General features: G+C 65.4%; 24 protein-coding genes. 16 read left to right on the plus strand and 8 right to left on the minus strand.

Annotated elements, in window-relative coordinates:
- Positions 1 to 8: 8 nt before the first annotated feature.
- The 3 genes from ACO06X_RS14240 to ACO06X_RS14250 form a co-directional block, all read right to left on the minus strand.
- A complete protein-coding gene (locus ACO06X_RS14240; protein ID WP_421836894.1) occupies positions 9 to 1,241 on the minus strand; it encodes an aromatic ring-hydroxylating oxygenase subunit alpha in 1,233 nt (410 codons plus the stop codon).
- Positions 1,242 to 1,333: 92 nt separating this feature from the next.
- Positions 1,334 to 2,872 (minus strand): aromatic ring-hydroxylating oxygenase subunit alpha, encoded by a 1,539-nt coding sequence (locus ACO06X_RS14245; RefSeq protein ID WP_421836895.1) that lies wholly within the window; start codon positions 2,870 to 2,872, stop codon positions 1,334 to 1,336.
- 21 nt (positions 2,873 to 2,893) lie between these two features.
- Positions 2,894 to 4,162, minus strand: coding sequence for a cytochrome P450 (locus ACO06X_RS14250; protein ID WP_421836896.1), 1,269 nt, complete (start codon positions 4,160 to 4,162; stop codon positions 2,894 to 2,896).
- 180 nt (positions 4,163 to 4,342) lie between these two features.
- Between ACO06X_RS14250 and ACO06X_RS14255 the strand changes: the two genes are divergently transcribed.
- Positions 4,343 to 5,944, plus strand: coding sequence for a carboxylesterase/lipase family protein (locus ACO06X_RS14255; RefSeq protein WP_421836897.1), 1,602 nt, complete (start codon positions 4,343 to 4,345; stop codon positions 5,942 to 5,944).
- Positions 5,941 to 6,714 (plus strand): SDR family NAD(P)-dependent oxidoreductase, encoded by a 774-nt coding sequence (locus ACO06X_RS14260; protein WP_421836898.1) that lies wholly within the window; start codon positions 5,941 to 5,943, stop codon positions 6,712 to 6,714. Before ACO06X_RS14255 ends, ACO06X_RS14260 begins: the two co-directional genes overlap by 4 nt.
- A 94-nt stretch (positions 6,715 to 6,808) precedes the next feature.
- On the opposite strand, the gene ACO06X_RS14265 is transcribed toward ACO06X_RS14260, so the two are convergent.
- The gene (locus ACO06X_RS14265) at positions 6,809 to 7,573 is read right to left on the minus strand and encodes a YkgJ family cysteine cluster protein (RefSeq protein ID WP_421836899.1); all 765 of its coding nucleotides are present in this window, start codon (positions 7,571 to 7,573) and stop codon (positions 6,809 to 6,811) included.
- Between the two features lie 512 nt (positions 7,574 to 8,085).
- Here ACO06X_RS14265 and ACO06X_RS14270 point away from each other — a divergent pair.
- The 12 genes from ACO06X_RS14270 to speD all read left to right on the plus strand — a co-directional run bounded on the left by ACO06X_RS14270 (position 8,086) and on the right by speD (position 18,819).
- Positions 8,086 to 8,613, plus strand: a complete 528-nt coding sequence (locus tag ACO06X_RS14270) for a carboxymuconolactone decarboxylase family protein (protein ID WP_421836900.1) — start codon at positions 8,086 to 8,088, stop codon at positions 8,611 to 8,613.
- Positions 8,613 to 9,128 carry a DUF3237 family protein gene (locus ACO06X_RS14275; protein WP_421836901.1) on the plus strand — a complete coding sequence of 172 codons (516 nt, stop codon included), beginning with the start codon at positions 8,613 to 8,615 and terminating at the stop codon, positions 9,126 to 9,128. The genes ACO06X_RS14270 and ACO06X_RS14275 overlap by 1 nt, the downstream gene beginning before the upstream one ends.
- Before the next feature lie 71 nt (positions 9,129 to 9,199).
- The gene (locus ACO06X_RS14280; protein ID WP_421836902.1) at positions 9,200 to 10,507 is read left to right on the plus strand and encodes an aspartate aminotransferase family protein; all 1,308 of its coding nucleotides are present in this window, start codon (positions 9,200 to 9,202) and stop codon (positions 10,505 to 10,507) included.
- Between the two features lie 5 nt (positions 10,508 to 10,512).
- Complete coding sequence (locus ACO06X_RS14285) at positions 10,513 to 11,868, plus strand: M24 family metallopeptidase (RefSeq protein ID WP_421836903.1); 1,356 nt, start codon at positions 10,513 to 10,515, stop codon at positions 11,866 to 11,868.
- Between the two features lie 85 nt (positions 11,869 to 11,953).
- Positions 11,954 to 12,931: an SPFH domain-containing protein gene (locus ACO06X_RS14290; RefSeq protein WP_421836904.1), complete on the plus strand. Its 978-nt coding sequence runs from the start codon at positions 11,954 to 11,956 to the stop codon at positions 12,929 to 12,931.
- Positions 12,932 to 12,950: 19 nt separating this feature from the next.
- Entirely contained in the window at positions 12,951 to 13,619 is a 669-nt protein-coding gene (locus tag ACO06X_RS14295; protein WP_421836905.1) for a DUF4178 domain-containing protein, read from the plus strand.
- A complete protein-coding gene (locus ACO06X_RS14300; RefSeq protein WP_421836906.1) occupies positions 13,616 to 14,884 on the plus strand; it encodes a DUF4178 domain-containing protein in 1,269 nt (422 codons plus the stop codon). The genes ACO06X_RS14295 and ACO06X_RS14300 overlap by 4 nt, the downstream gene beginning before the upstream one ends.
- 1 nt (position 14,885) lies before the next feature.
- A complete protein-coding gene (locus ACO06X_RS14305) occupies positions 14,886 to 15,029 on the plus strand; it encodes a hypothetical protein (RefSeq protein WP_421836907.1) in 144 nt (47 codons plus the stop codon).
- A gap of 62 nt (positions 15,030 to 15,091) precedes the next feature.
- Positions 15,092 to 15,301, plus strand: a complete 210-nt coding sequence (locus tag ACO06X_RS14310; protein ID WP_298165697.1) for a DUF350 domain-containing protein — start codon at positions 15,092 to 15,094, stop codon at positions 15,299 to 15,301.
- Positions 15,294 to 16,853: a polyamine aminopropyltransferase gene (locus ACO06X_RS14315; protein WP_421836908.1), complete on the plus strand. Its 1,560-nt coding sequence runs from the start codon at positions 15,294 to 15,296 to the stop codon at positions 16,851 to 16,853. Before ACO06X_RS14310 ends, ACO06X_RS14315 begins: the two co-directional genes overlap by 8 nt.
- Positions 16,846 to 18,462, plus strand: coding sequence for an NAD(P)-binding protein (locus ACO06X_RS14320; protein ID WP_421836909.1), 1,617 nt, complete (start codon positions 16,846 to 16,848; stop codon positions 18,460 to 18,462). Before ACO06X_RS14315 ends, ACO06X_RS14320 begins: the two co-directional genes overlap by 8 nt.
- A complete protein-coding gene (gene speD / locus ACO06X_RS14325) occupies positions 18,463 to 18,819 on the plus strand; it encodes an adenosylmethionine decarboxylase (protein WP_421836910.1) in 357 nt (118 codons plus the stop codon).
- Here the strand turns inward: speD and ACO06X_RS14330 are convergent.
- The 4 genes from ACO06X_RS14330 to ACO06X_RS14345 form a co-directional block, all read right to left on the minus strand.
- Positions 18,816 to 19,553, minus strand: coding sequence for a hypothetical protein (locus ACO06X_RS14330; RefSeq protein WP_421836911.1), 738 nt, complete (start codon positions 19,551 to 19,553; stop codon positions 18,816 to 18,818). The two genes, speD and ACO06X_RS14330, sit on opposite strands and share 4 nt — an antisense overlap.
- 4 nt (positions 19,554 to 19,557) lie before the next feature.
- A complete protein-coding gene (locus ACO06X_RS14335; RefSeq protein WP_421836912.1) occupies positions 19,558 to 20,010 on the minus strand; it encodes a hypothetical protein in 453 nt (150 codons plus the stop codon).
- Positions 20,011 to 20,163: 153 nt separating this feature from the next.
- Positions 20,164 to 21,414, minus strand: coding sequence for a type II toxin-antitoxin system HipA family toxin (locus tag ACO06X_RS14340; protein WP_421836913.1), 1,251 nt, complete (start codon positions 21,412 to 21,414; stop codon positions 20,164 to 20,166).
- A 5-nt stretch (positions 21,415 to 21,419) separates the two neighbouring features.
- The gene (locus tag ACO06X_RS14345; protein ID WP_123905526.1) at positions 21,420 to 21,761 is read right to left on the minus strand and encodes a helix-turn-helix domain-containing protein; all 342 of its coding nucleotides are present in this window, start codon (positions 21,759 to 21,761) and stop codon (positions 21,420 to 21,422) included.
- A gap of 273 nt (positions 21,762 to 22,034) precedes the next feature.
- On the opposite strand from ACO06X_RS14345, the gene ACO06X_RS14350 reads away from it, so the two are divergent.
- Both ACO06X_RS14350 and ACO06X_RS14355 read left to right on the plus strand, forming a co-directional pair.
- Positions 22,035 to 22,517 carry a hypothetical protein gene (locus tag ACO06X_RS14350; RefSeq protein WP_421836914.1) on the plus strand — a complete coding sequence of 161 codons (483 nt, stop codon included), beginning with the start codon at positions 22,035 to 22,037 and terminating at the stop codon, positions 22,515 to 22,517.
- 89 nt (positions 22,518 to 22,606) lie between these two features.
- Positions 22,607 to 22,981, plus strand: a complete 375-nt coding sequence (locus tag ACO06X_RS14355) for a hypothetical protein (RefSeq protein ID WP_421836915.1) — start codon at positions 22,607 to 22,609, stop codon at positions 22,979 to 22,981.
- Positions 22,982 to 23,021 lie beyond the last annotated feature (40 nt).

Below are 23,021 nucleotides of genomic sequence, written 5' to 3' on the forward strand. Positions count from 1 at the left end.
CATCAGCATCACTCCGCTGCTTCGCGCTGTGCCTCACGGGCGAACATCTCGACCAGCTCGTCGTCGGTGGCTTCGAGCAGCTTGGCCGCCCAGGTGTGGAAGACTTGGCCCCCGCGCTCGTTGCGGCCAAACAGCACGTCCTTCATCAGCCCGCTCTGCAGCGCCACGTGCTGGCGCTTGCCGGTCTTATAGTCCTCGTCGCGCACCACGATCTCGAGGAAATCGAACTGCTCGTGCGCGGCCTTGATCGCCACTTCGTCGCTCGGCTTCTTCTCCATCACGTAGAACTGGGTGGTATAGCTTTCGCCCACCTTGTCGCCGGGGAAAAGCTGGCTGATCATCGCCCCGCGCAGGCCGCCGCCGTAGAAGCTGGCGATCGAAATGTGCGGGAAAATCGTCCACACGCCCTGCACCAGCACGTCGTCGGAAATCTCGTCGTCGTTCAGCTGGCTGAGGTCGATCTGGCGGTCATCGCCCGAGGAAACCTTGATCGCAAACTTCGAAGGCGTGGACAGGCGCTGGTGCGGCCCGAACTCGAAGTAGTTGGCGCGGTTGTAGAAATCCGAACCGAACGTGTTCGCGTGGAGCACCGGCAGGTGGTAGAAATCGAGGTAGCCGTCATAGGCCGTCTTCCAGTTCGGCCCCGAAAGCGTGCGCTGGCTGAAGAGATACCAATCCTTGAACCCGAAGGCCTCCAGCAGGCTGTCATAGCCGCACAGGTAATCCGCGATCGAAAGCTTGGAACTGGGGTCCAGCGTCGCCCAGATCAGCCCGGCGCTTTCATAGACCGGGAAGCGCGTGAGGCAGAGCGCGGCCTTGTCCACCGCGCCGAAATCCTGCGGGCTGGCCACGCCGATCAGGTCGCCGTCGTTCTTGAAGGTCCAGCCGTGATAGCCGCAGGTGAAGCGATTGGCATTGCCGCTGCCCGAAGCGACCGGGTTGCCGCGGTGCGTACACATGTTGAGGAACGCGCCGACCGAGCCATCGCGCTGGCGGGTGAGCAGCAGCGGCACGCCGGCAATGTCCATCGCCTTGTAATCGCCCGGCTGCGGGATTTCGCACGAAGGTGCAACCATCAGCGGCAGGCGGCGGAAGATCTGCTTCTTCTCGCGCTCGAACAGCGCCTCGTCGGTATAGGTCGAGGCGGGAATGCGCACGACCTCGTCCGCGAGTTCCATCGTCCCGGCATCGCCATGGGCGATAAGCGAACGGGTCATTTCGATCAGCTGTTCACGTGACATGGTTGTATCCTCGGTTCCCGGTGCAGGGCTTTTCCGGCCAACAGTGATCCCCGGCAGCCCTGCCTGCAATTGTCATTTTTGCTTGGTGCGGCCTAACGCGACAATTGCGCGTTGAGCAGCATATGGAAATGCCGGATCTTCGTCTCGCCATAGTTGGCAAACACGATCTCCTTCGATTTGATCGACTTCATGCCCTTCTGCACGTGCGGCAAGTTGACCACGTCCTGGTTGAACACCTTGGCCAGCATGCCCAGCTCCGCGGCGTCGCAGTAATCGTCGTCGAAATCGAGCCAGTGGACCTTGGCCGGGGCAGGGCGCTGCTCGCCCTTGCGCACCGGCATCATGAACATCGTCTCGTGGATGCACTCCTCCGGATTGTCGCCCAGCGGGCGGAACCGGTAGAAGATCGGGTTGAGGCACCCCCACGGGCTGATGTTGGGGAAGAGGTTATAGTAGATCGTGTCGACGAATTCAGCGTCTGACATGCCGTCAACCTCGTCGCCCAGCACCTTCCGCCAGCGCTCGCGCGCCTCGTTCGCCATGGCCTTGCGGCGGTCCTGCACCGGGCCGGTCGAGGTGTGATCTTCCTCCAGCTCCCATCCTTCGGGTAGCCGCCCGCCAACCCAGTCGCACAGCTGCACATCGGCATGATCGAGCGCGCCCTCGATATGGTGCGCCTGGTGATCGAAGATCCCCGTCTGCCCATCGCGCGCGGTCACTTTCACGCGGTCCTCGCCCAGCCGCTCATAGACATTGCCCGAAAGCGCGTGGCGCACCTTGGCATACGTCTTGGCGCCTTCCAGCGGCTCGGCCACGTAGGCCGGGTTCACATGCGGACTGAGCAGCCCATTTGGCGAAATCGCGCGCGATATGTTGCCGAACACGTCATACTTCGAATTGGCGTCCCCCATCACATCAAGCAGCGTCGGGTGCGTCGCCACCACGTGATAGGCCTCCATGAAGGCCTCCTGCGCCACCTTCCAGTTGCAGCGCAGCTTCTTCGCCACGTGCACCGCCTTGTAGCGCCGCTCGAACGGGATCGGCTGGAAGTGCCGGTCGATATCGCCGAGGAAGTCCTCGAACGGCTCGGCGTTGTCATCCGGATTGATGAACACCCAGCCGCCCCAGCGCCCCACGCGCACCGGCGGCAGGCTGTGCGTCTTCGCGCTGACGGAGGGGAAATCCCACTGGCAGGGCACTTCCTTCAGCGCCCCGTCGATGCCCCAGTTCCAGCCATGGAACGGGCAGCGGAACCCGTGCAGCCCCTTGCTGTCCTCGGTCAGCAGCGCGCGCCCGCGGTGGAGGCAGGCGTTGGGAAACGCCTTGACCTCATCCGGCCCGGTGCGCACCACGATGAAGGAGAGATGGGCAATGTCATAGACATGGCTGTCGCCCACGTTCGGGATATCGTCCTCGTGGCAGGCCATCTGCCACACGCGCTTCCACAGCCGCTCGACCTCCAGATCGAAGAAATCGCGCGAGTAATAGATGCTCGGATCGACGATCGTAGGCCCCGGCGGCAGCGGGCAGTCCTCGCGCAGACGCGGCGGCACGCGGTGCGTATCCATGTCCAGCAGTGCGTCATAGGTAATGCCTTTGGACCGATTGGTGCCGGTAAGTGTCTCGACCATGGATCTTCTCCCTGTGTCTGCTCAGGCGGGATCAAAGCGCAGCGGCAGCGATTGCATCCCGCGCAGGATATTGCTGGCGGCGAACTGGAACGGATTTTCCGGATTGGCGAAGCGCAGGTTCTTCAGCCGCCGCAGGATGATCGGCAGCGCGGTCACCATCTCCACTCGCGCCAGATGCATGCCAAGGCAGGTATGCACCCCCGCGCCGAAGCCGACATGCTTGCCCGCATTCTCGCGGCTGACGTCGAACTTGTCGGGGTTCTCGAACACCGCGCCATCGCGGTTGGCAGAGCCATAGCGCAGCAGCATCGCCTCACCCGCCTTGAGCGCCACCCCGCCCAGCACCGTGTCTTCCTTCACCACCCGCCACATGTTGTGGGAGGGCGAGAGGTGCCGCGCGGTCTCCTCGACCCAGTTGGGCACGAGGCTTTCGTCTGCCATGATCGCGCGCAACTGCTCCGGATTGGCAAGGAGCTGCGCCAGCGCATAGGCGAGCGCGTGGGCGGTCGCTTCCTGCCCGGCGGTGAAGATCTGCTGCACGATCGAGTAGATCTCGGGATCGTCGAGCGGGCGTTCCGTCCCGTCATCTTCCGGCAGCCGCGCCGCCAGCAGGTCCGAAATCACATCGTCACCCGGCTTTGCCCGCCGCTCGGCCATGATGCTCCGGAAATAGCCCTGCATCGCGATCTCGCTGCGCGCGAGGTCCGCGCGCTGCTCGGGCTTCGCATTGCCGTTGAGGCGCAGGATCGCCGCGCGTACCCAGTTCTGGAACATCGGGATGTCGCCGCGCGGCACACCCAGCACATCGGCGATCACGATCCCCGGCAGCATTTCGGCAAACCGCGATTTGAACTCCACTTCGCCGTCCGCCACGAACCCGTCGATCAGCGCATTGGTCACTTCGGCCACATAAGGCGCCATCGCGTTGACCCGGCTCAGCGGCAGCGCATGCATCGCGATGCGCTTGTAGCGCGAATGCTGCGGCGGATCGGCGGTCAACATCGTGTTCCGGCGCGGCATCCCTTGGTTCAGGATCGCCGTTTCCTCCGCATCGAACGCGCCCGAACCGCCCGAACTCAGCAGCGTCGAAAAGTCGCTCGAGAAGACCTTGGGCTTCTTGTTGACCTCCAGCACGAGATCATAGGTCGAGACCGAAACGATCCCCGTCTTGGGATCGCGAAACACCGGCGCCTCGCGCCGCAGGCGGTCGTAATAGGGGTAGGGGTTCTGGAGAGTCTCCGGGCTCGTCGCGTCGATCCGTTCCAGCGCTTCCATTGCGGGGTCTCCCATCAGCCCATCTTCATCCGATGTGGATGATGACCCACCACGCCCGCCGCGGGCTTTGACCTGCCTCAAATTCGCGGCCCTCAAAAATGACAGCGCTCCGCCACGTGCAAACGCCAAGGCTTGCAACTGCGGCCCCCGTGCGTACCAACGACCTCGAAATCGCGCTGAGGGGGAATGCTGCACATGATCCGGACCATCTGCCGCGCCTTCGTCGCCTTGGCCGCGTTCCTCCTCGCCGCCCCGCTTGCCGCCCAATCCGCGCCGCAGGGTGAGATCGTCACCACCGCCTCCGGCAAGGTTGAAGGCTTTGTCCGCAATGGCGCGCTCGAATTTCGCGGCATCCCCTATGCCGCCCCCGTCGCTGGCGACGCGCGCTGGAGCCTGCCGCAACCTGCCGCGTCATGGACCGGCGTCCTCCCCGCGATGCACTTCGGCGGCGCCTGCCCGCAGGCCGCGCGCTACGGCCTCACCGAACGCAGCGACGAGGAGAACTGCCTCACGCTCAACATCAGCCGCCCCACCGCCAAAACCGCTGCAAAGCGCCCCGTCCTCGTCTGGCTCCACGGCGGTGCCTTCGTCGGCGGCGCAGCCTCGCTCTACCGGCTGGACCGGCTTGCCAAGGGCGTGGACGCCGTCGTCGTCAGCGTGAACTACCGCCTCGGCGTGTTCGGCTTCATGGCCCCGCCGGCTGGCACCACCGGCGCAGGCCACGTCCTCGGTCTCGAAGACCAGCGCCTCGCCATGCGCTGGGTCAAGGCCAACGTGGCGGCCTTTGGCGGTGATCCGGAGAACATCACGCTAGCGGGCGAATCTGCCGGTGCCGCCTCGGTTTGCATGCACCTGCAGGCTCCCGAGCAAACCAAGGGCCTGTTCCACCGCGCGATCATCCAGAGCGCTTCCTGCAGCACCCCCCTGCGCACCCTCCCGCAGGCGGAGGCCTTCGCCGCCAAAGTCGCCCGGGAAGCGGGCTGTTCCGATCTCGCCTGCCTCAAGGCCATCGATCCGCAAGCCCTCATCGCCGCGGGAGCCAAAGCTGCTAGCGGCGAACTCGTGGCCTTCGCGCCCTTTGCAGGAGGCCCGACGCAGCCGAGCGCCACCATGGCTGCGCTGCAATCCGGCCAATTCCTCCGCGTCCCGGTCCTCAACGGCTTCACCCGCGATGAAATGCGCCTCTACGTCGGCTATGATGTGCAGGGCGGCGCGAAGGTCACCCCCGAAACCTACCCTGCCGCCGTCCGCGCCCTCTATGGCGAGAAGGCCGACAAGGTCCTCGCCCGCTACCCCCTCAAACCCGGCGAACACCCCGCCGAAACGCTCGGTTCGTTGATGACGGACTTCATGCCCGGCCTCGGAATCACGCACTGCCTCGAAATCGAAAGCGGCCGCTTGCTCGCCGCACACACCCCGGTCTACCAGTGGGAATATGCCGATCGTGGCGCCCCCGTGCGCGGGGTTTCGATCCCGATCAGCCCCGAACCCGGCTTCAATCTCGGCGCGGTCCATTCGGCAGAGCTCAACGCGCTGTTCCCCAATTTCTCCAACACCGCCGCAATGAGCGCGCCCGATCTCGCCCCTGCCTCGCAGGCTCTGGCAGACGTCATCGTCACCACATGGGCCGCGTTCATCCGCGGCAAGCCGCTCGGCAGGGAATGGTCCGCCGACAAGGTCATGCGCTTCGAACCCGCCGGCATCCGCCCCGTCGACGCCTGGGCCGAGTACCATTGCGATTTCTGGCGGGCAGAATATCCCGCCTTCTTCGGCACCCCTGCAAAGGACCCCAAATGAACACTGCTATCGTCACGGCCATCGTCACTGGCGCCGCGCAGGGCCTCGGCCTCGTCACCGCCCGCCGTCTTGCCGCAGCTGGCTACCGCGTCGTCCTAACCGATATGCAGGATGTGAGCGAACAGGCCGCCGCGATCGGCCCCGATGCAGTCGGCATCAGCGGTGACGTTTCCAGCGAAGCCTTCGTCGAAGACATGGCCGGGCGCATCGCGGCAGACTTCGGCGGCGCACAGGTCCTCGTCAACAACGCCGGGATCAGCCTGATCCAGCCCGCCGAGGACACCACGCTCGATCAATGGCAGCGCATGATGGCGGTGAACCTGCAAGGGCCCTTCCTCCTCTGCCGCGCCTTCGGCAAGCAGATGCTTGGCGCGGGCAAGGGCTCCATCGTCAACGTCGCCTCGGTCGCCGGTCTCGGCGGGGTGATCCACCGCTCGGCCTACAACACCTCGAAGCACGGCCTCGTCGGCCTCACCCGCACCCTCGCGGGCGAATGGGGCGGCCGCGGCGTGCGCGTCAACGCGGTCTGCCCCGGCTGGATCAAGACCGAGATGGACGTGAAGGACATGGGTTCGGGCGCCTATGACGATACCGATATCGTGAACCGCGTGCCGATGGCCCGCTTCGCCCAGCCCGAAGACATTGCAGAAGCGATCACCTTCCTCGCCTCCGACGCCGCCTCCTTCATCAACGGCGTGAGCCTCCCCGTAGACGGCGGCTGGACCGGCGACATCAGCTGGGACAGCCTTCGGCTGAAGACGCGGGGCTGATCCCAGCACCTCCCCACCCTTTGTCATTCCCGCGAAGGCGGGAATCCAGAGCGCCAGACATGGCGCGCGCTGCCCGGCATCGCCCTGACGACTATCACACCGGTTCGTCGGCGAACGAACCGAGATACCCCGCCCCTCGCGTCACTATCCCTGCGTCGCAACCCGCCTCGGTCAGCATCGCAAGCGTCGGCGCCCGGTTGGTCAGGATCGTCCAGTTGGCCAGCCCCTCCGGCGGCGCAAACCCGGCGGCCAGTTCCCGCAGCGCACTGTGCAAGGTAGCTGGCTCCGGCGTGTGGACCGCCAGCCCCTCGTTGGCGAAGGCTGCGGCGCTGATGCCCAGCTTGCGGCACAAGGCCTCCATCAGGGGCACCTCGCGCCGCGCCGTCTCGCGGTGCGCCGCCAGTACCAGAGCCGCCTCGTCTTCGGCGATCCGTTCTCCGCTCATCAGCAGCGGATGGCTCTCCAGCCAGGCCTCGGGCGGACAGACCTTGGCGCGCGCGTCAAAGCGGATCCCGGGTAGCCGGTCGAGCGGGTAAATCCGGCAAATCCGTGGCCGCGCCGCATAGTTCCCGCAGCGCATGTCAGGAAGCAGGTGAGGGCAGGCCCCCACATGATAGGCGACCAGCGTGGCCGCAATCCGGATCGGCATGCCCCCGCTGCGCGCCGCAAACGATCGGCCGAGGTTGAAATCGTCCTCACCGGCTCCGCCACTCGCCGATGGCAGAACCGGCAACGCTTCGCTCAGAATCTGGACGGTGTGCCCATTCCCCGTCCACACCGCAGCCTCCTCGGCACTCAAGGACAGCCGCAGGTCATGGCAGCACCTGCCGCACTGCGTGCAGGAAAAATGGAGGGTCATAAATCTCGATACTGCAATCACCAGCGATCCGACCGCCAGCTTCACCGCCCGGCATACCGCGCAGCCATCGCGTGACGAATACGGGCGAATACGGTGCGGGTGGCGGGGAGGGAGGTCGCCGCCACAAAAGCACCCTTCGGTGGGACAATTCGCCCCGCGCCTGGGCTGGTGGCCTTCGCTCCGGACCGCGCCGGATTGTGCCGCCTCCTCGAATAAATAACAGACGCGTCTGTTATTTATAAACCTCTGTCCTACAGCCACCGCAGTGCGGCATGATGCGACCTGTTCGTCCCCCCAAGCCGGAATCGCCCGATTTGCAGCACCTTGTCGCCCCACCCCGCCACTCATTGATCGTCATAATCGATCAAAACGCCCGCACTAATCGAGAGCAATTATTCCTCAGGACAGTGTCAACTGTGTCAACTTGGCGCGTGTGCGGCCTCTTCAATTGAGGAGTGGGCAAGGCGCCCCCCGGCGCGTTTCATGGGCCGTGACAAGATAGGGAGAATGCCATGCGTGTTGCTCTGCCCGAAGCCCATCACATGAACCCGCTCGGCCACCTCTCGGAGCACTATGCGCCTGAGATCGTGAACGCCGCTTTCGGGTTTTCCGATGTCACCTACCGCATGTCGAAGCTGCCCACGCGCCTGTTCGAAGGCGCGCGGATGCGCACCGCGCTGATCAACGGGTGCCAGCTTTGCCAGAACTTCCGCGTGCTGCGCGATCGGCCCGATATCGAGCGCACGAATGGACCCGCGCCGGACGAGGCGTTCTATGCCGCCGTCCACGAATGGCGCACCTCGTCCGTCCTGTCGGACCGCGAGAAGCTGGCCATCGAATATGCCGAGAAAGTCGGCCTCGATCCGCAGGGCCTCGCCGCCGATGAGGATTTCTGGGCGCGCTACAAGGCGGCGCTCAGCGATGACGAGATCGTCGATCTCGCCTTCTGCGTCGCGGTGTGGATGGGGCTGGGGCGTGTTGCCCATGTGCTTGGCCTCGATGCGGTCTGCGCTTTGCCGGCTCTGCGCGAGGTGGCCTGATGAACCGGCGCGGGTTGCTGGGCGGGCTGGCGGCGGGAGGAGCGGCGCTGGCGGCAGGCGCTCCGGCCTCCGCTGCCGAACCGGTCGGCCCGCGCTCGGTCCTTGTCTACACTGCCATTGCCCTGCTGGAGGAGCGCGTCTCCCACGGCACCACGCCTTATGGCGAACGCTTCCGCATTCCGATCATCGGCGGCAGCTTCGAAGGGCCGGAGATCCGGGGCCGGATCGTGCCGGGAGGAGCGGACTGGCAGGTTCTGCGCGCCGATGGCTATCTCGAGCTTCTCGCCGATTACTTCATGGAGACCGACGACAAGGTCCAGATCAAGGTCACCAACCGCGGGCTGATACAGACCGTGCCGGGGCCGGACGGCGGGCGCTATGCGATGACCACGCCGCGCTTCGAGGCGCCGATGGGCAAGTATGGCTGGCTCAACCAGTTGATCTTCGCCGGCACCGTCGCACCGGGGGAGGGTAAGGTGCCCTCGGTCAGGCTCTCGATCTTCAAGCTGGTCTGAGGCTTCCCCGCCGCGCCGGAACGTGCCACGCTATACCGGTCCGTTTTACCGCGTCCGGAAAGCCTCGCCCGATGAATACGCCCGATCTTGCCGCCTGGTGGATGCCCTTCACCGCCAACCGCCAGTTCAAATCGCAGCCCCGCCTCCTCGCCGAAGCGCGCGGCATGTTTTATCGCTCGGCCGACGACCGCGAGATTCTGGACGGCACCGCGGGCCTGTGGTGCGTCAATGCCGGACACGGGCGCGAGGAAATTGCCGACGCGGTCTCGCACCAGATCCGCACGATGGATTTCGCGCCGGCCTTCCAGATGGGCCATCCCATCGGCTTCGATTTCGCGACCCGCCTTGCCGAGATCGCGCCCGCCGGGCTCGACCGGGTGTTCTTCACCGGTTCGGGTTCGGAATCGGTCGATACCGCGCTCAAGATCGCGCTCGCCTACCAGCGCGCCATCGGCCAGGGCACGCGCACCCGCTTCATCGGGCGCGAGCGGGGCTATCACGGCGTCGGCTTCGGCGGCGTTTCGGTGGGCGGCATCCTCAACAACCGGCGCGTTTTCACCAGTCTGCCCGGCACCGATCACATGCGCCACACCCACGATCCGGCGCGCAACCGCTTCACCCGCGACATGCCGGAACACGGCGCGGAACTGGCAGACGATCTCGAACGGCTGGTCCAGCTTCACGGCGCCGAGACCATCGCGGCGGTGATCGTCGAGCCGGTTGCGGGCTCCACCGGCGTGCTGCCGCCGCCCAAGGGCTACCTCGAACGCCTGCGCGAAATCGCGACGCGGCACGGCATCCTCCTCATCTTCGATGAAGTGATCACTGGCTTCGGCCGCCTCGGTACGCCCTTCGGTGCGGATTACTTCGGGGTGACGCCCGACCTCATCACCACCGCCAAGGGCATCACCAACGGCACCCTGCCGATGGGCGCCGTCTTTGCCAGCCGCGCGGTGCACGATGCGATGATGCAGGGGCCGGAAAACCTCATCGAACTGTTCCACGGCTATACCTATTCCGGCCACCCCGTTGCCTGCGCGGCGGGCCTCGCCACGCTCGATATCTATGCCCGCGAAGGCCTGCTGACGCGCGGCGCGGAGCTTGCGCCGCTCTGGGCCGATACGCTGCATGCCTTGCGCGATGCGCCGCATGTGATCGACGTGCGCACCATCGGCCTCGTCGGCGCGATCGAGCTCGCTTCGCGCGATGGCGCGCCGGGTGCGCGGGCCTATGATGTGTTCACCGATTGCTTCCGTTCCGGCCTGCTGATCCGCGTGACGGGCGATATCATCGCGCTCTCTCCGCCGCTGATCATCGAGCCCGACCATATGGGCCGGATTGCCGAAACGATCCGCGCGGCGCTGGAGCGGGCGGGCTGAACGCGGTGTTGAAGCTGGTCCTTGCCGCTGCGGCGCTCCTCATCGCGTGCCCGGCAGCCGCCGCGCCTGCGCCCATCGGCATGAGCGAGACCGAGCAGCAGGCGCCCGCCGTGCCGCCCATTCTCTCGGCACGCGAGCGGGCGGAGGCCGAGAACCGCATCCTCACCGAGCGGCTCGATACGGTGATTCCCGCGATCATGCGCGCGGAAGGCATCGACCTGTGGCTGCTGGTGGCGCGCGAATACTTCGAGGAGCCGGTCGTTGCCTCGATGCTCGATGCCGAGAACATGCATGCGCGGCGGCGCACGATCCTGATCTTCCACGATCCGGGCGACGGCAAGCCGGTCGAGCGGCTCACCGTCAGCCGTTATGGCCTTGGCGGACTGTTCACGGCGGCGTGGGACCCGGCAAAGCAGCCCGACCAGTGGCAGGCGGTGGCTGAGATCATCGCTGCGCGCAATCCGGCGAAGATCGCGGTCAACATTTCCGACTTGCACCAATTTGCCGACGGCATGACGGTGAGCCAGTACGACAAGTTCACCAGGGCGCTGCCAGCGGAGATGCGCAGCCGCATCGTCAGCGGCGAAGGACTCGCTATCCGCTGGCTGGAGACGCGCACCCCCACGGAGATGACGCTCTACCCAACGATCGAGCGCATCGCCCATGCCGTTATCGGCGAAGCGTTTTCGCGCAAGGTCATCACGCCCGGCGTCACGACGGCCGAGGAGGTGCAGTGGTGGTACCGCGACAGGCTCCTGCAACTGGGCCTCGATGCCTGGTTCCACCCCTCGATCGGCATCCAGCGGCAAGGCGTGAAGGGCATGCTCGAAGGCGCCGAAGTGATCCGGCCCGGTGATCTGCTGTGGACCGATTTCGGGATCACCTACCTCAGGCTCAACACCGATACCCAGCACCTCGCCTATGTGCTGAAGCCGGGCGAGACGGAGGCGCCGGCGGGCCTCAGGCAGGGGCTGGCGAACACCAACCGCGTGCAGGATTTCCTCACCCGCCAGTTCGTGGCCGGTCGCAGCGGCAACGAGGCACTGGCCCGTGCGCGCGCGGAGGCCAAGGCGGCCGGGCTCGATCCCTCGATCTATTCGCATCCCATCGGCCTCCACGGCCACGGGGCCGGGCCCTCGATCGGCTTCTGGGACAACCAGAACGCCGATCCGCGCGGCAATGCGGCGATCCACGCGAACACGGCGTGGTCAATCGAGTTGACGTCCTATGCCGCCGTGCCCGAATGGGGCGGCCAGCGCGTCGATTTCCGGGCGGAGGAGAACGCCTTCTTCGATGGCAAGACCGTACGCTTCATCGATGGACGCCAGACCAGCCTGACCCTGATCCCCTCGGGGCCCTGAAGCTTTCCGGCCATATCGGCCCCAAGTCGTTGTTGCCGGCGCTGATTGTAGTAGTGTGCATTCCTTCGCGGGGAGGCTGGCAGCTATGTTCGATTTTCTGAGGAAGCAGTTCGTCGATGTCATCGAATGGCTGGAACAGCCGGGCGACATCGCGTGGCGGGTGCCTTTTGCCGATCACGAGATCCAGCACGGCGCGCAACTGACGGTGCGCGAGGGGCAGATCGCGGCGTTCCTCAACGAGGGGACGCTGGCGGACTATTTCGGGCCGGGGGTGCACACGATCGAGACCGCGAACCTGCCGCTGCTGACCAACCTGATGAACTGGGACAAGGGCTTCAAATCGCCCTTCAAGTCCGATGTCGTGTTCTTCTCGCTCAAGGAGCAGCCGGGGCTGAAGTGGGGCACCGCGCAGCCGGTCACCGTGCGCGATGCCGAATTCGGGGCGCTGCGGCTGAGAGCGTTCGGTTCGTGCTCGTATCGCTTGAACGAAGTGGCACCGTTCGCTTCGCGCGTGCTGGGCACCATGCCGGGCGTGACGGCCGCCTCGCTCGAGCCGCAGCTGCGCGCCGCGATCCAGACCTCGCTGGCGGCAGCGCTTGGCAGCAGCGGGATCGCGTTTCTCGATCTGGCGGCGAACCAGCAGGCACTGTCTGACCGCATCAAGGCTGAGGTCGACAAGGCCTTTGCGCAGTGGGGCCTCACCTGCCTGTCATTCTACGTCGAAAGCATTTCGCTGCCGGATGAGGTGCAGGCGCACCTCGACAAAGCCAGCTCGATGCGCGTGCTGGGCGATCTTGGCACCTACACCCGCTTTCAGGCGGCCGAGGCGATCGAACAGGCGGCGGGCAACGATGGCGGCATGGCGGGCATTGGCGCGGGCATGGCCGCAGCGACTGCCCTGGGTGGCGCGATGGCTCAGGGATTGGGAGCGGCCCCGGCTGCCACGCCCGCCGAGGATCCGGTGGCGATGATCGAGAAGCTGCACAAGCTGGTGACGATCGGCGCGCTCAGTCAGGAAGAGTTCGACGCCAAGAAAGCCGAATTGCTCGGCCGCATTCGCTGATCGCGCGCGGATCGGGGCCATGGAGAGCTTGACGTGTCCTTCGTGCGGGGCGGCGCTGCCTGTGCGCGATCCGGGCTTGCCCTATTCGACCTGCGCCTATTGCCAGACCCTGGTGCGACGCGCGGCGGGCAACGTTGAGGCCGTGGGAACGGTTGCGGCGCTGCCGGCCGACGTTTCGCCTATCCAGATCGGCACCACCGTGGGCCGCGACGGGATTGCGGCCACCGTGGTCGGGCGGGTGCGCTGGGGCTGGTCCGATGGATCGTGGAACGAATGGTTTTTGCGCGCGGCGGACGGGCGGGCGTTCTGGCTGGGCGAGGCGATGGGCATGTACATGCTCACCACGGAGTATCCTGCGGTGTTGGATGTGCCGGCGATCCGCAACTTTGCCGAAGGCAATCCCATCGCGCGGGACTGCACGGTCAAGGCCGGCGGCAAATGGCTGACGGCGACCGACATCAAGGACGCGTCGTGCCTCGGCAGCGAGGGTGACCTGCCCTTTCCGACGCTTCCCGGCTGGACGATGACCAACGTCGATTTCCGCAACGCCGCCGGAGATGCCCTGTCCGTCCAGCGCGATGCCGATGGCACCACCGCGTGGCTCGGTGAGTGGAGCGATCTCGCTGGCCTCAAGCCCGGAAGCCTGCGGCAGATCGAAGGCTGGACCAAGCCGGGGGCGCTCGCGTGACGCAGCCGCGCGCGGTCACCTGTCCCTCTTGCGGCGGATCGATCGAGATCCGCGCGGCGGGCTATACCGTCACACTGGCGTGCCGCTATTGCGGCTCGGTGCTCGATGTCGCGCACGATGATGTGCGGCTGATCAAGGCCTATCGCCGCGTGGCGAAGGACTTCGCGATAGCGCTCGGCACGCGCGGGACACTGTTCGATGTGGAGTGGGAAGTTCTCGGGGCGATGCGGCGGCGTAGCGGCAGCGACGTCTGGCAGGAGTTCCTGCTGTTCAATCCCTATGCCGGCTATCGCTGGCTGGTGGAGGCGGAGGGCGAGTGGCAGTTCGGCACTATGCTGCTCGACCGGCCGGAGGATGACGGCCTTTCGGTGACATGGCGCGGCCAGTCCTTTGCGCTGGATGAAGATGCCCAGATCGAGACCACGACAGTGCTCGGCGAATTCTACTGGCGCACCGGGCGGGGGGACAAGGTACAGGGCGCCACGTTCATGCGCGGCCGGGAAGCGCTCTCGCGCGAGACGAGCGCCGATGAAGTGACCTGGACCCAGCTCATCCCGGTCAGCGCGGAGTGGATCAGCGACACGTTCGTGGTCAAGCAGAAGAACCGGTCGCGACCGCCGCGCCTGCGCGGGCAGGGCCTGAAGCAAGGCTTCATCAAGGCCCCGACCATGGACGAGGGCGACTTGCCGGCCATGCTGCTCATGGCGCTCGCTGCGCTGCTGATGATCATGGCGGTGCAAACCTTTCTGAGCGGCCCCCAGGTTTGCGCTGATGGCCGGGCCACCGTGGAGGTGGGGGCACCGACCAGCACGCAGCCCATCGGCACAATCGAGGTGCGGCGCGCCTGGCAGTTCGTCACGATCGCGGTGGACAGCGACAGTTTCCACAACCGCTGGGTCGATCTCGACTACAGCCTCGTCAACCGCAAGACGCAGCAATCGATCGATGCCTACGGGATCGTCGAGTTCTACACCGGCACGGACAGCGATGGCCCGTGGAGCGAGGGCAGCCACCACACCGAGACGCTGTTTTCCAGCGTGCCGCAGGGTACCTATGACGTCTTCGTCGACGTGGGGGCCCATGGCTGGCCCAGCGACCCCCAGCCGGGTTCGATCGACCCCGCGAACCCCTGGGGCAATACCGATACGGTGGCGCTGTGGTTTCGCTCCTGCACCGGCGGCTTCTCGTGGGGCATGTTCTGGCTGATGGCTGCGCTGCTGTTCAGTGTCCCGATCATCATCGTCTGGTGGAGGCACGAGGGCTGACATGACCAAGCGCCTGATCCTGTTTGCCGCGTGGTGCATGCTGCTGGTGATGACCTCGGCCGTCTCGACCTGGTTTGCCTGGACGCCGTTTTCCGACGAGGAGTGTTCCTCATCCACGTCCTATCGCGGACCAACCCACAAGTGAGGCCCGCCACTGATTGCCTTTGCCGACCGAACGATCCCACCGCCTGCGCAGGAGTTCCGCCCATGATCACCCTCGATGTCTTCCTTGCCACCGTGCTCTATGCGGGCCTTGGCATTGTCATCTTCATCCTCAGCTTCGTGCTGGTCGACCGCCTGACTCCGGGCGAACTGTGGCGCGAGATCATCGAGCGGAAGAACGTGGCGGTGGCGCTGCTGGCGGGCGCGGTTGCGATCGGCATTTCCAATATCATCGCCGCTGCCGTGCATGGTTGAACCCGAAGGCGTGCAGGGCGTCCCGGTCAGCGGCGGCGAGGACGGCGCGCCCGCATCGCTGGCGGTGATTCTGCTGGTCTCGGTGCTGGTCGTCGCCACCTGCGGGCTGGTCTACGAACTTCTGGCCGGAACTCTTGCCAGCTATCTCCTCGGTGACAGCGTCACCCAGTTCTCGACTGTCATCGGCACTTATCTCTTCGCGATGGGGGTGGGCAGCTACCTTTCGCGCCACGTCCGTTCGAACGAGATCGGCGTGTTCGTGCGGGTGGAGATCCTGATCGCGGCGCTGGGCGGCTGGTCGGCGGCCGGGCTGTTTCTGCTGTTCCCGTTGGTCGAAGATTTCCGCATTGCGCTCTATGGGCTGGTGGTGGCCATCGGCGTGCTGGTGGGGCTCGAGATCCCGCTGCTGATCCGCATCCTGCGCTACCGCTTCGCCTTCCGCGATCTCGTCTCCAATGTGCTGACCTATGATTACATCGGTGCGCTGATCGCTTCGCTGTTGTTCCCGCTCGTGCTGGTGCCGCGGCTGGGCATGATCCGCACCGGGTTCGCCTTTGGCCTCGCCAATGTGGCGGTGGCCATCGCGCTGCTGCTGGTGCTGCGCGGGCGGCAGAGGATTGGCGCCGATCTGGCGGCGGCGCTGGCGGTGCTGCTCTCGCTCGTCGCGGGGCTGGCCGGGGCGGATCATATCCAGCGCTGGTCCGAAGTTGCCTTCTATGGCGAGCCGGTGATCTATGCGCGCTCCACGCCCTACCAGCGCATTGTCATCACCCGGCGCGGCGAGGATCTGCGGCTCTATCTCAACGGCAACCTCCAGTTCTCGACCCGCGACGAGTATCGCTATCATGAAGCGCTGGTGTGGCCGGTGCTGGGCCGGGTGGCGAACCCGCGCGAGGTGCTGATCCTGGGTGGGGGTGATGGGCTGGCCGCGCGCGAGGTGCTGAAAGACCCCCGCGTCGCGCATGTCACGCTGGTCGATCTCGATCCGGAGATGACCCACCTGTTCCGCGACGAGCCCTCGCTCGCCCGGCTCAATGGCGGCTCGCTCGGTTCGCGGCGGATGACGGTGGTGAACGGCGATGCCTTCCGCTGGGTGCGGCAGGCGCGGGGGCGCTATGATGCGATTCTGATCGATTTCCCCGATCCGACCGAGTTCTCGCTCGGAAAGCTCTATACCGAGAGCTTCTACCGCGAGGTGGCGCGGCTGCTGGGGCCGGCTGGCGTGCTGACGGTGCAGAGCACTTCGCCGCTGGTTGCGCCGCGCTCGTACTGGACGGTGGCGAGCACGCTGGAGGCGGCGGGGCTGAAGGCGCGCGGCTATCATGCCTATGTGCCCAGCTTCGGCGAATGGGGCTTTACCATGGCCGCGCATCAGCCGCCGGGCGATGCGGTGCGGCTGCCGGCGGGGCTGCGCTTCCTTAGCCAGGCAAGCGAGCGGGCGATGTTCGATTTTCCGCCCGACATGGCGCGGCGGCCGACGCCGGTGAACCGGCTCGACAACCAGGCGCTGGTGCGCAGTTTTGCCGAGGAGTGGGGCCGCTACGATGGCTGAGCCGACCCGGCGCGAGGTGCTGAAAGGCGCTGCCGCCGCTGGTGCAGGCGCGCTGGCGCTGCCGGGCTGCGCGGCGCAAACTTTTCCCGGCACGCTCGGCGGAGCGGATTGGCAGCGCGGCCACCGCGTGCGCGACGGCGGGTTCCCGGCGCCGCAGGGCAGGGCCGAGGAAGCGGCGATCGTGATTGCTGGCGGCGGCGCGGCGGGGCTCGCAGCGGCCTGGCGGCTGAAGGACGCAGGCTTCGAGGATTTCGTGCTGCTCGAGCTTGAGGACACGGTGGGCGGCAATGCGCGCTCGGGCCGCAATGCGGTGAGCGCCTATCCGCTCGGCGCGCACTATCTGCCCGTGCCAAACCGCGAAGCGCGGGCGCTGCGCCACATGTTGCAGGGCTTCGGCATGATCACGGGCGAGGAGGGCGGCATCCCGGTCTATGATCCCTACCAGCTCTGCGCCGATCTTGAGGAACGCCTGCTGTGGCGTGGCAGCTGGCAGGAAGGGCTCTTTCCCGCCAGCGGTCTGGGCGCCGCAGACATCGCGCAGCGCGACCGATTCTTTCGCGAGATGACGGTGTTTCGCGGCGCGGTGGGTGCCGACGGCAAGCCTGCCTTTGCCATCCCGCGCGCCGGATCGAGCGCCGATCCCCGCTTTACCGCGCTCGATGGCCAGTCCTTCGCGCGCTGGCTCGATGGGCGCGGTTTTACCTCGCCGGTGCTGCGGGCCTACCTGCGCTATTGCTGCCGCGACGACTACGGCACTGAACCGGAGCATATCTCGGCCTGGGCCGGGGTGCATTACTTCGCTGGCCGTCGCGGCTGGGCGGCGCACGGCGACGGCGACCGCGAGCTGACCTGGCCTGAAGGCAATGGCCGCCTCGTCACGCTGATGGGCAAGGCGGTCGCGCCGCAAGTCCGTTCTGGCCACACCGTGTTCGGCGTGGCGCGCGAGGGGGATGCGGGCGCGCTGTTGTCGGCCTTCGATCACGGCGCGGGAGCGAGCCGGCAGTGGCGTGCGCGCACCGTGATCATGGCCATGCCGCACTTCGTGGCGGCGCGCGTCGCGCCGGCGGAGACGATCAAGGGGGCGCTGCGCTATGCGCCGTGGGTCGTCGCCAACGTGACAGTCAATCGCCAGCCGCGCGGGCGTGGCTCGGCGCTGGCGTGGGACAACGTCTCCACCGGAAGCGACAGCCTCGGCTATGTCGTGGCCACGCACCAAAGCGCGAGCGCGGGTGAGGGGCCGACGGTGCTCACCTGGTACATGGCCCTCTCGCGCGAGGAACCCGTGGCCGCGCGCAAGCTGATGGCGACGCGGCCGCTGGCGGAGTGGCAACGCATCGTGGAGGATGATCTCCTGACGATGAACCCCGATCTCGCCGGCGCGATCGAGCGGATCGACGTGTGGCGCTGGGGCCATGCGATGGTGAGCCCGGCGCCCGGTTTCCTCAGCGATCCGGCGCGGCTGGCGGCCATTGCGGCAAGGCCCCCGGTGCTCTTCGCGCATTCCGATCTGTCGGGCCTGTCGCTGTTCGAGGAAGCGCATTATCGCGGCGTCGTGGCGGCGGAGGCGGCGCTTGCCCACCTTGGCCACCGTTTCGAAAGCCTTGTCTGAATGGCGCACCTTCCCGGCACCAGCATCCACCTCATCGCCGATCTCCAAGGCGGGAGCGGACTCGACGATGTCGCGCAGGTCGAGGGGGCGCTGCGGCATGCGGCAGAAGCGGCGGGCGCGCGGCTGCTGAGCGTCAACGTCTACGGCTTTGGCGAGGGCATGGGCGTAACGGGCGTGGCGCTGCTCGCCGAATCGCATATCTCCATCCACACTTGGCCTGAAACCGCCGTGGCCGCGGTGGATCTGTTCGTGTGCGGAGAGGATGTCGATGCCGAAGCCGGGCTCACAGCGATCGTTGCCGCATTCGGCGCGGACGTGACCCGGCTCCACCGGATCGCGCGGCTGGGGGCGGATTAAGCCCGCTCGCGCACACGGCCGCCGACCCCGACTGTTGAACTTGGTGCCACGGAAGCGCTTGAATGGCGGTTACTTTGCCATAATCGGCGTAATCTACCGCTCGCACATTGCTTGCTGCCGGGAGGCCAGAGAGCCGGCTGACTGCGGCGTCTCTCGTCGGTCTCCATCCGGCAGCATGGCGCCCTCCTCGATCCTTGCACTCGGCCAAAATCGGCTCCGTCGCGCTGACCCAGATTGGGCGGGAAGTGCTCTAAGCGGCGGACCGTGCCTGATCGAAACTGGGCGCGAGCGCGTCCTGCTGCCAGCATGCGGGCGCGCCGCGGCGGAGAGCTATCCGGCATGATCACAAACTTCGCCACGATGCGCAGCAACGCACGATTAACCCGCAGGTAGCGGGCCATGCGCGTGGGATTTGCGGCATCGAGGATCAGGATGTCGTAGTCCGCGTCAATGCGCGACAGGGCGAAGGTGCCCTCATCGAAAAAACGGTAGCACGCAAGATCACCAAACACGCGGCGGACATAGCCGTCAACGCCGCGTGAAGCCCTTTCCCGCGCAGCTTCTTGATCGAGATCGGCGCATACCTGGGTCACTACATCATCGCTTGTGGCCGCTGTGCGAACCTGCGTGGCTGGAGCCTTCCCCCTGAACGCCCGGCCCTCCCAAGCATTTCCGGACTTGCGCGCGATAATCGTGTGGCGACGGTGCATGACGGTGGTGCGGTCATTTGCCATGGCGCTACTTCCTTTCGCTCAACGCGGTGCGCATCGAATTGACAGTCTGGCTGGCCATGACGACGCGCCAATCGTTGTCGCCGGACTTGTACCAGTTCAGGAGGACAGCCTCCGGGTTCTTCGTGATTGTCCGCACTCGCTTTGTGAGGCCAGCCCAAGCGCCGCGAAGCTGATCCGGCGTGGTGTCCAGCAGGCTTGTGATATCGGTCATCAAGAACCGACCATCCCGACTGACAATCTCATGCAGGATGGCGACGGATTTTTCGCTGCAGTTATTTAGGAAGTGCTTCGCATCGGCGACGCTGAGCTTGGCAAGCCCCTCCTCATCGTCGGCAAGGCCTTCGCCAGCGGTAATGCCCATTGCTGCTAGGATGAACTCGCTCAGTTCAGCGCGTGTCTCAGCGCTGAAGGTTTTTATGGCAGTGTATGGGATTATGATCGCACCTCGTTCATTCACGTCGAATCTCCTTCGATTTCGTGAGTTCATATGGGGCGATATGGACAGCAGAGTCAACCAATTTTATGAAATCATACGGGTTGACGTGAAATGGCATATATTTTCGTGCATTTTTGAGAAATCGGCGCTCACCGATGAGCAAGTCTCGCCAGTTCAATCGGCGTTGGCCGCCAAGCGAAAGCAGGTTGCGAAGCGCCCTCGGTCGGCTTCACTCACCCCGGCCTGTTTGAACTGTGTCTCCCAGCCTCCAGCCACCCGCATGCGCATGTCGTCGATTATGGCTTGAGCCTGGTCGGGCGCGAGGTCGAAACCGGCAGCGCCAGCGAGAGCATTGGCAATCGTGGCATCCCTGCCTTGCGGGCCGACGCCCAGCACCAGGCGTCGTTCAAGGCCGACCTGTGGTTTGGGCACGACATCATAGAGCGGTGACAGTCGCCAGCCCTTGCCGTCGAACAGGAAGCCGTGATTGCGCAAGTGGTCGTCGTCATTGGTGACGAGGATGTTGAACACCATGCGCCGGAACAGTTCGTGGAGATCGCGGCGCACCTCGGTGCCATGCTGGCGAAGCACGGCGGCAAGGTCCGCATAGCTGTAGCGGCTCACCTCGCTCTCATGCGCGCCGAGCATGGTTAGGCCCGAGGCGAAAGGCCGCCGCTCCAGCCAGTTGCCGTGCGATACGCGATCGAACCGCTCGATCAGGTAGATGTCGCGTTCCAGCAATTGCCTAAAGTCGAGTGCTGGAACGTCGAGACCGCAAGTCGCGGCAAGGCGCATGGTGGCCAGTTCGACCCGGCATTCGGGGAAGCTGTCCCCTCGCATTTGGAACTTGGCAATCCATGGCTGGCCGTCGAGTTCGGTCGCTGCTTTCGGGCGTGCCCCGCCGAGTGATGAACCGGCGGTCAGCAACCGACGCAGGTTTTCGTCGAGCTGATCGACATGCTGTGCGCGCTCGGCAGCTTCGGCCAGCTCTTCCAGGGTAAAATGCTCACCCGGCGCGTTACCATCGCCCCACGGCGTGATGCGTTCCGGGCGTTCGGGCGTCGGTCCGAATGCCAGTGCTCCCACCCGGTAGTCGCCCGAGGCAAGTATCAGGTCGATGTCGCTTGGCAGGCGATCACCCATCGCCTTGTACATCAGGTACTGGCCCCAGCCATCGGGAGCCGCGTCGCGGATCCCGCCAAAGACGGCAAAGCCTTCTTCGGTCCGGAATGTGCGTTCGGTACCCGGATCGTGAAGCGGCAGCGCCACCGGATCGACGGGGACGCGATCCGGACGGGTGAGGTAGCGGCGGCCATATGCAAAGGTCGCGAACTGGTTGCGCGGCTCATCGGTCATCGTCAGCAGCCCTGCCGGAACAGGGCCGCCAGCGAGATGGACGAACACATAGGTGCGAACGGTTGCCATGGCCGTCAGAAATCCAGTTCGTCGCTGCTGACAGCGTGCGTCGTCTTGGGCAGCCGGGCGAGGTCTTCGCTGATGCCCGCCCGGTCGGTATCGGGAGCAACAAGCTCGGCCAGGCGCTGGGTCATGCCAAAGACGTGAAGGGCACTGGCCAGTACGGCCAACCCTACGGTCGCATCCCCCGCCTCAAGGCGTTGGAGCGTCTGCACCGAGACCAGCATGCGTTCGGCCATCAGCCGTTGCGGCAGCTTGCGGCGGCGGCGGGCAATCGAAATGTCCTTGCCCAACTGCGCAATCGCGCGCTGGCTCTGAGGCGGCAGTCCGCTGGCAGCTCTGGAAGCGCGTGACATGAGTATCGCATGCCATATCATGTCAAAAATGTCAATTGAGCATGATATGTCATATATTGGCGTAGAGTTTCTGCATGTGCCAAGGCGTGCGTAGCGGCACCGCGCGGTAGCCGATGCATCACCGGAATGCATGACTTCGGCAAGTGCTGAACTTGCCAAATCCCGCCAGAACCAGATCACGCCGCGCGATCGCCAAGCAGGAATCCCCCGGCAAGTGGAATGGAAGCAGAACATGCGCTTGCTTCGATCCCGCAAATTTCTGATATCTGCCGAATGTCGGGCGAAAGCACAGTGCCATTGCCAGTTGCGGCAAAGCCGATTGGAGAGGCGTTGGCAGTCTACTGCAAGCGCCCTGCGGGCGAGACTGTTGATGAACTGTTTGGCCATGAAACGGTTCGGGCCATCCTCGATGCACCTGACAATTTGCGCCCGTCACCACGCGATCCCGTGCGGGCTTCGCTTGCGCTATCCGCCATCGCCGCCGCCCTTATTTGCGTCGCCCTCCCAATCAGTTCCATGACCTTTGCCCTGGTCGTTATCCTGGCGACGGGGACTGCGCTGTTCGCTGGTCAGCCCTGGATCGAATATATGCGCGACCGCGTGATGAACCGGCATGAAAAGAGCCGTGCGGAACTCGCAGCCCTTGCCGGCAATGCCGTCCAGAAACGCAATATCCAGTCGCTGGAGGAGTTTCGCAGGCAGATCGGTAACGGGTCGCTGAAAGCCTACGCAGTCTCACCAGCGGGTGCGCGGTGAAGCTGCTTGCTGGCAAGGATTTGGCGTGCTTCGCTGCCGATCATGGGCGCATCCTGCTGGTCAGCGGGAACCACAATGACTGGTTCTCGGTGCGCGCCCGTCCGATCCCGCAAGGCGAAATCTGGATCGACCTTGGCGGCACCATTGCCCGCTCCCAGCTCACGGCAAAGTCCCTGATCGATGAGCCCGACGAAGACCGCTATCAGCGCCGTGTCGCCTGGATCAGGGAGCAGGCGCAAGAACGCGGCCAGGGCAGCGGTGCCCTGATCAGCGGACTGGCGATCATCGAGGCGATGCGGCATCCCGAGGTCCGGGGCCAGCCCTTCACAAGGGCCATGCCGACCATTCAGGCGGTGCTGAAAGGTCCGGCGGCAAGCGAAAGCATCATCAACAAGATGCACTCGGGCAATTACCCTGAATTTGAAACGGCCCTGCACGCTTTGCCGCTCGAAGACTTGCCCTGAAAATTCCTGAAACAGGTCTGGCACAGTCCTGAAATGACCT

Origin of the sequence: Novosphingobium sp., from assembly GCF_965229225.1 — a bacterium.
In the GTDB taxonomy this organism is placed as follows: Bacteria; Pseudomonadota; Alphaproteobacteria; order Sphingomonadales; family Sphingomonadaceae; genus Novosphingobium.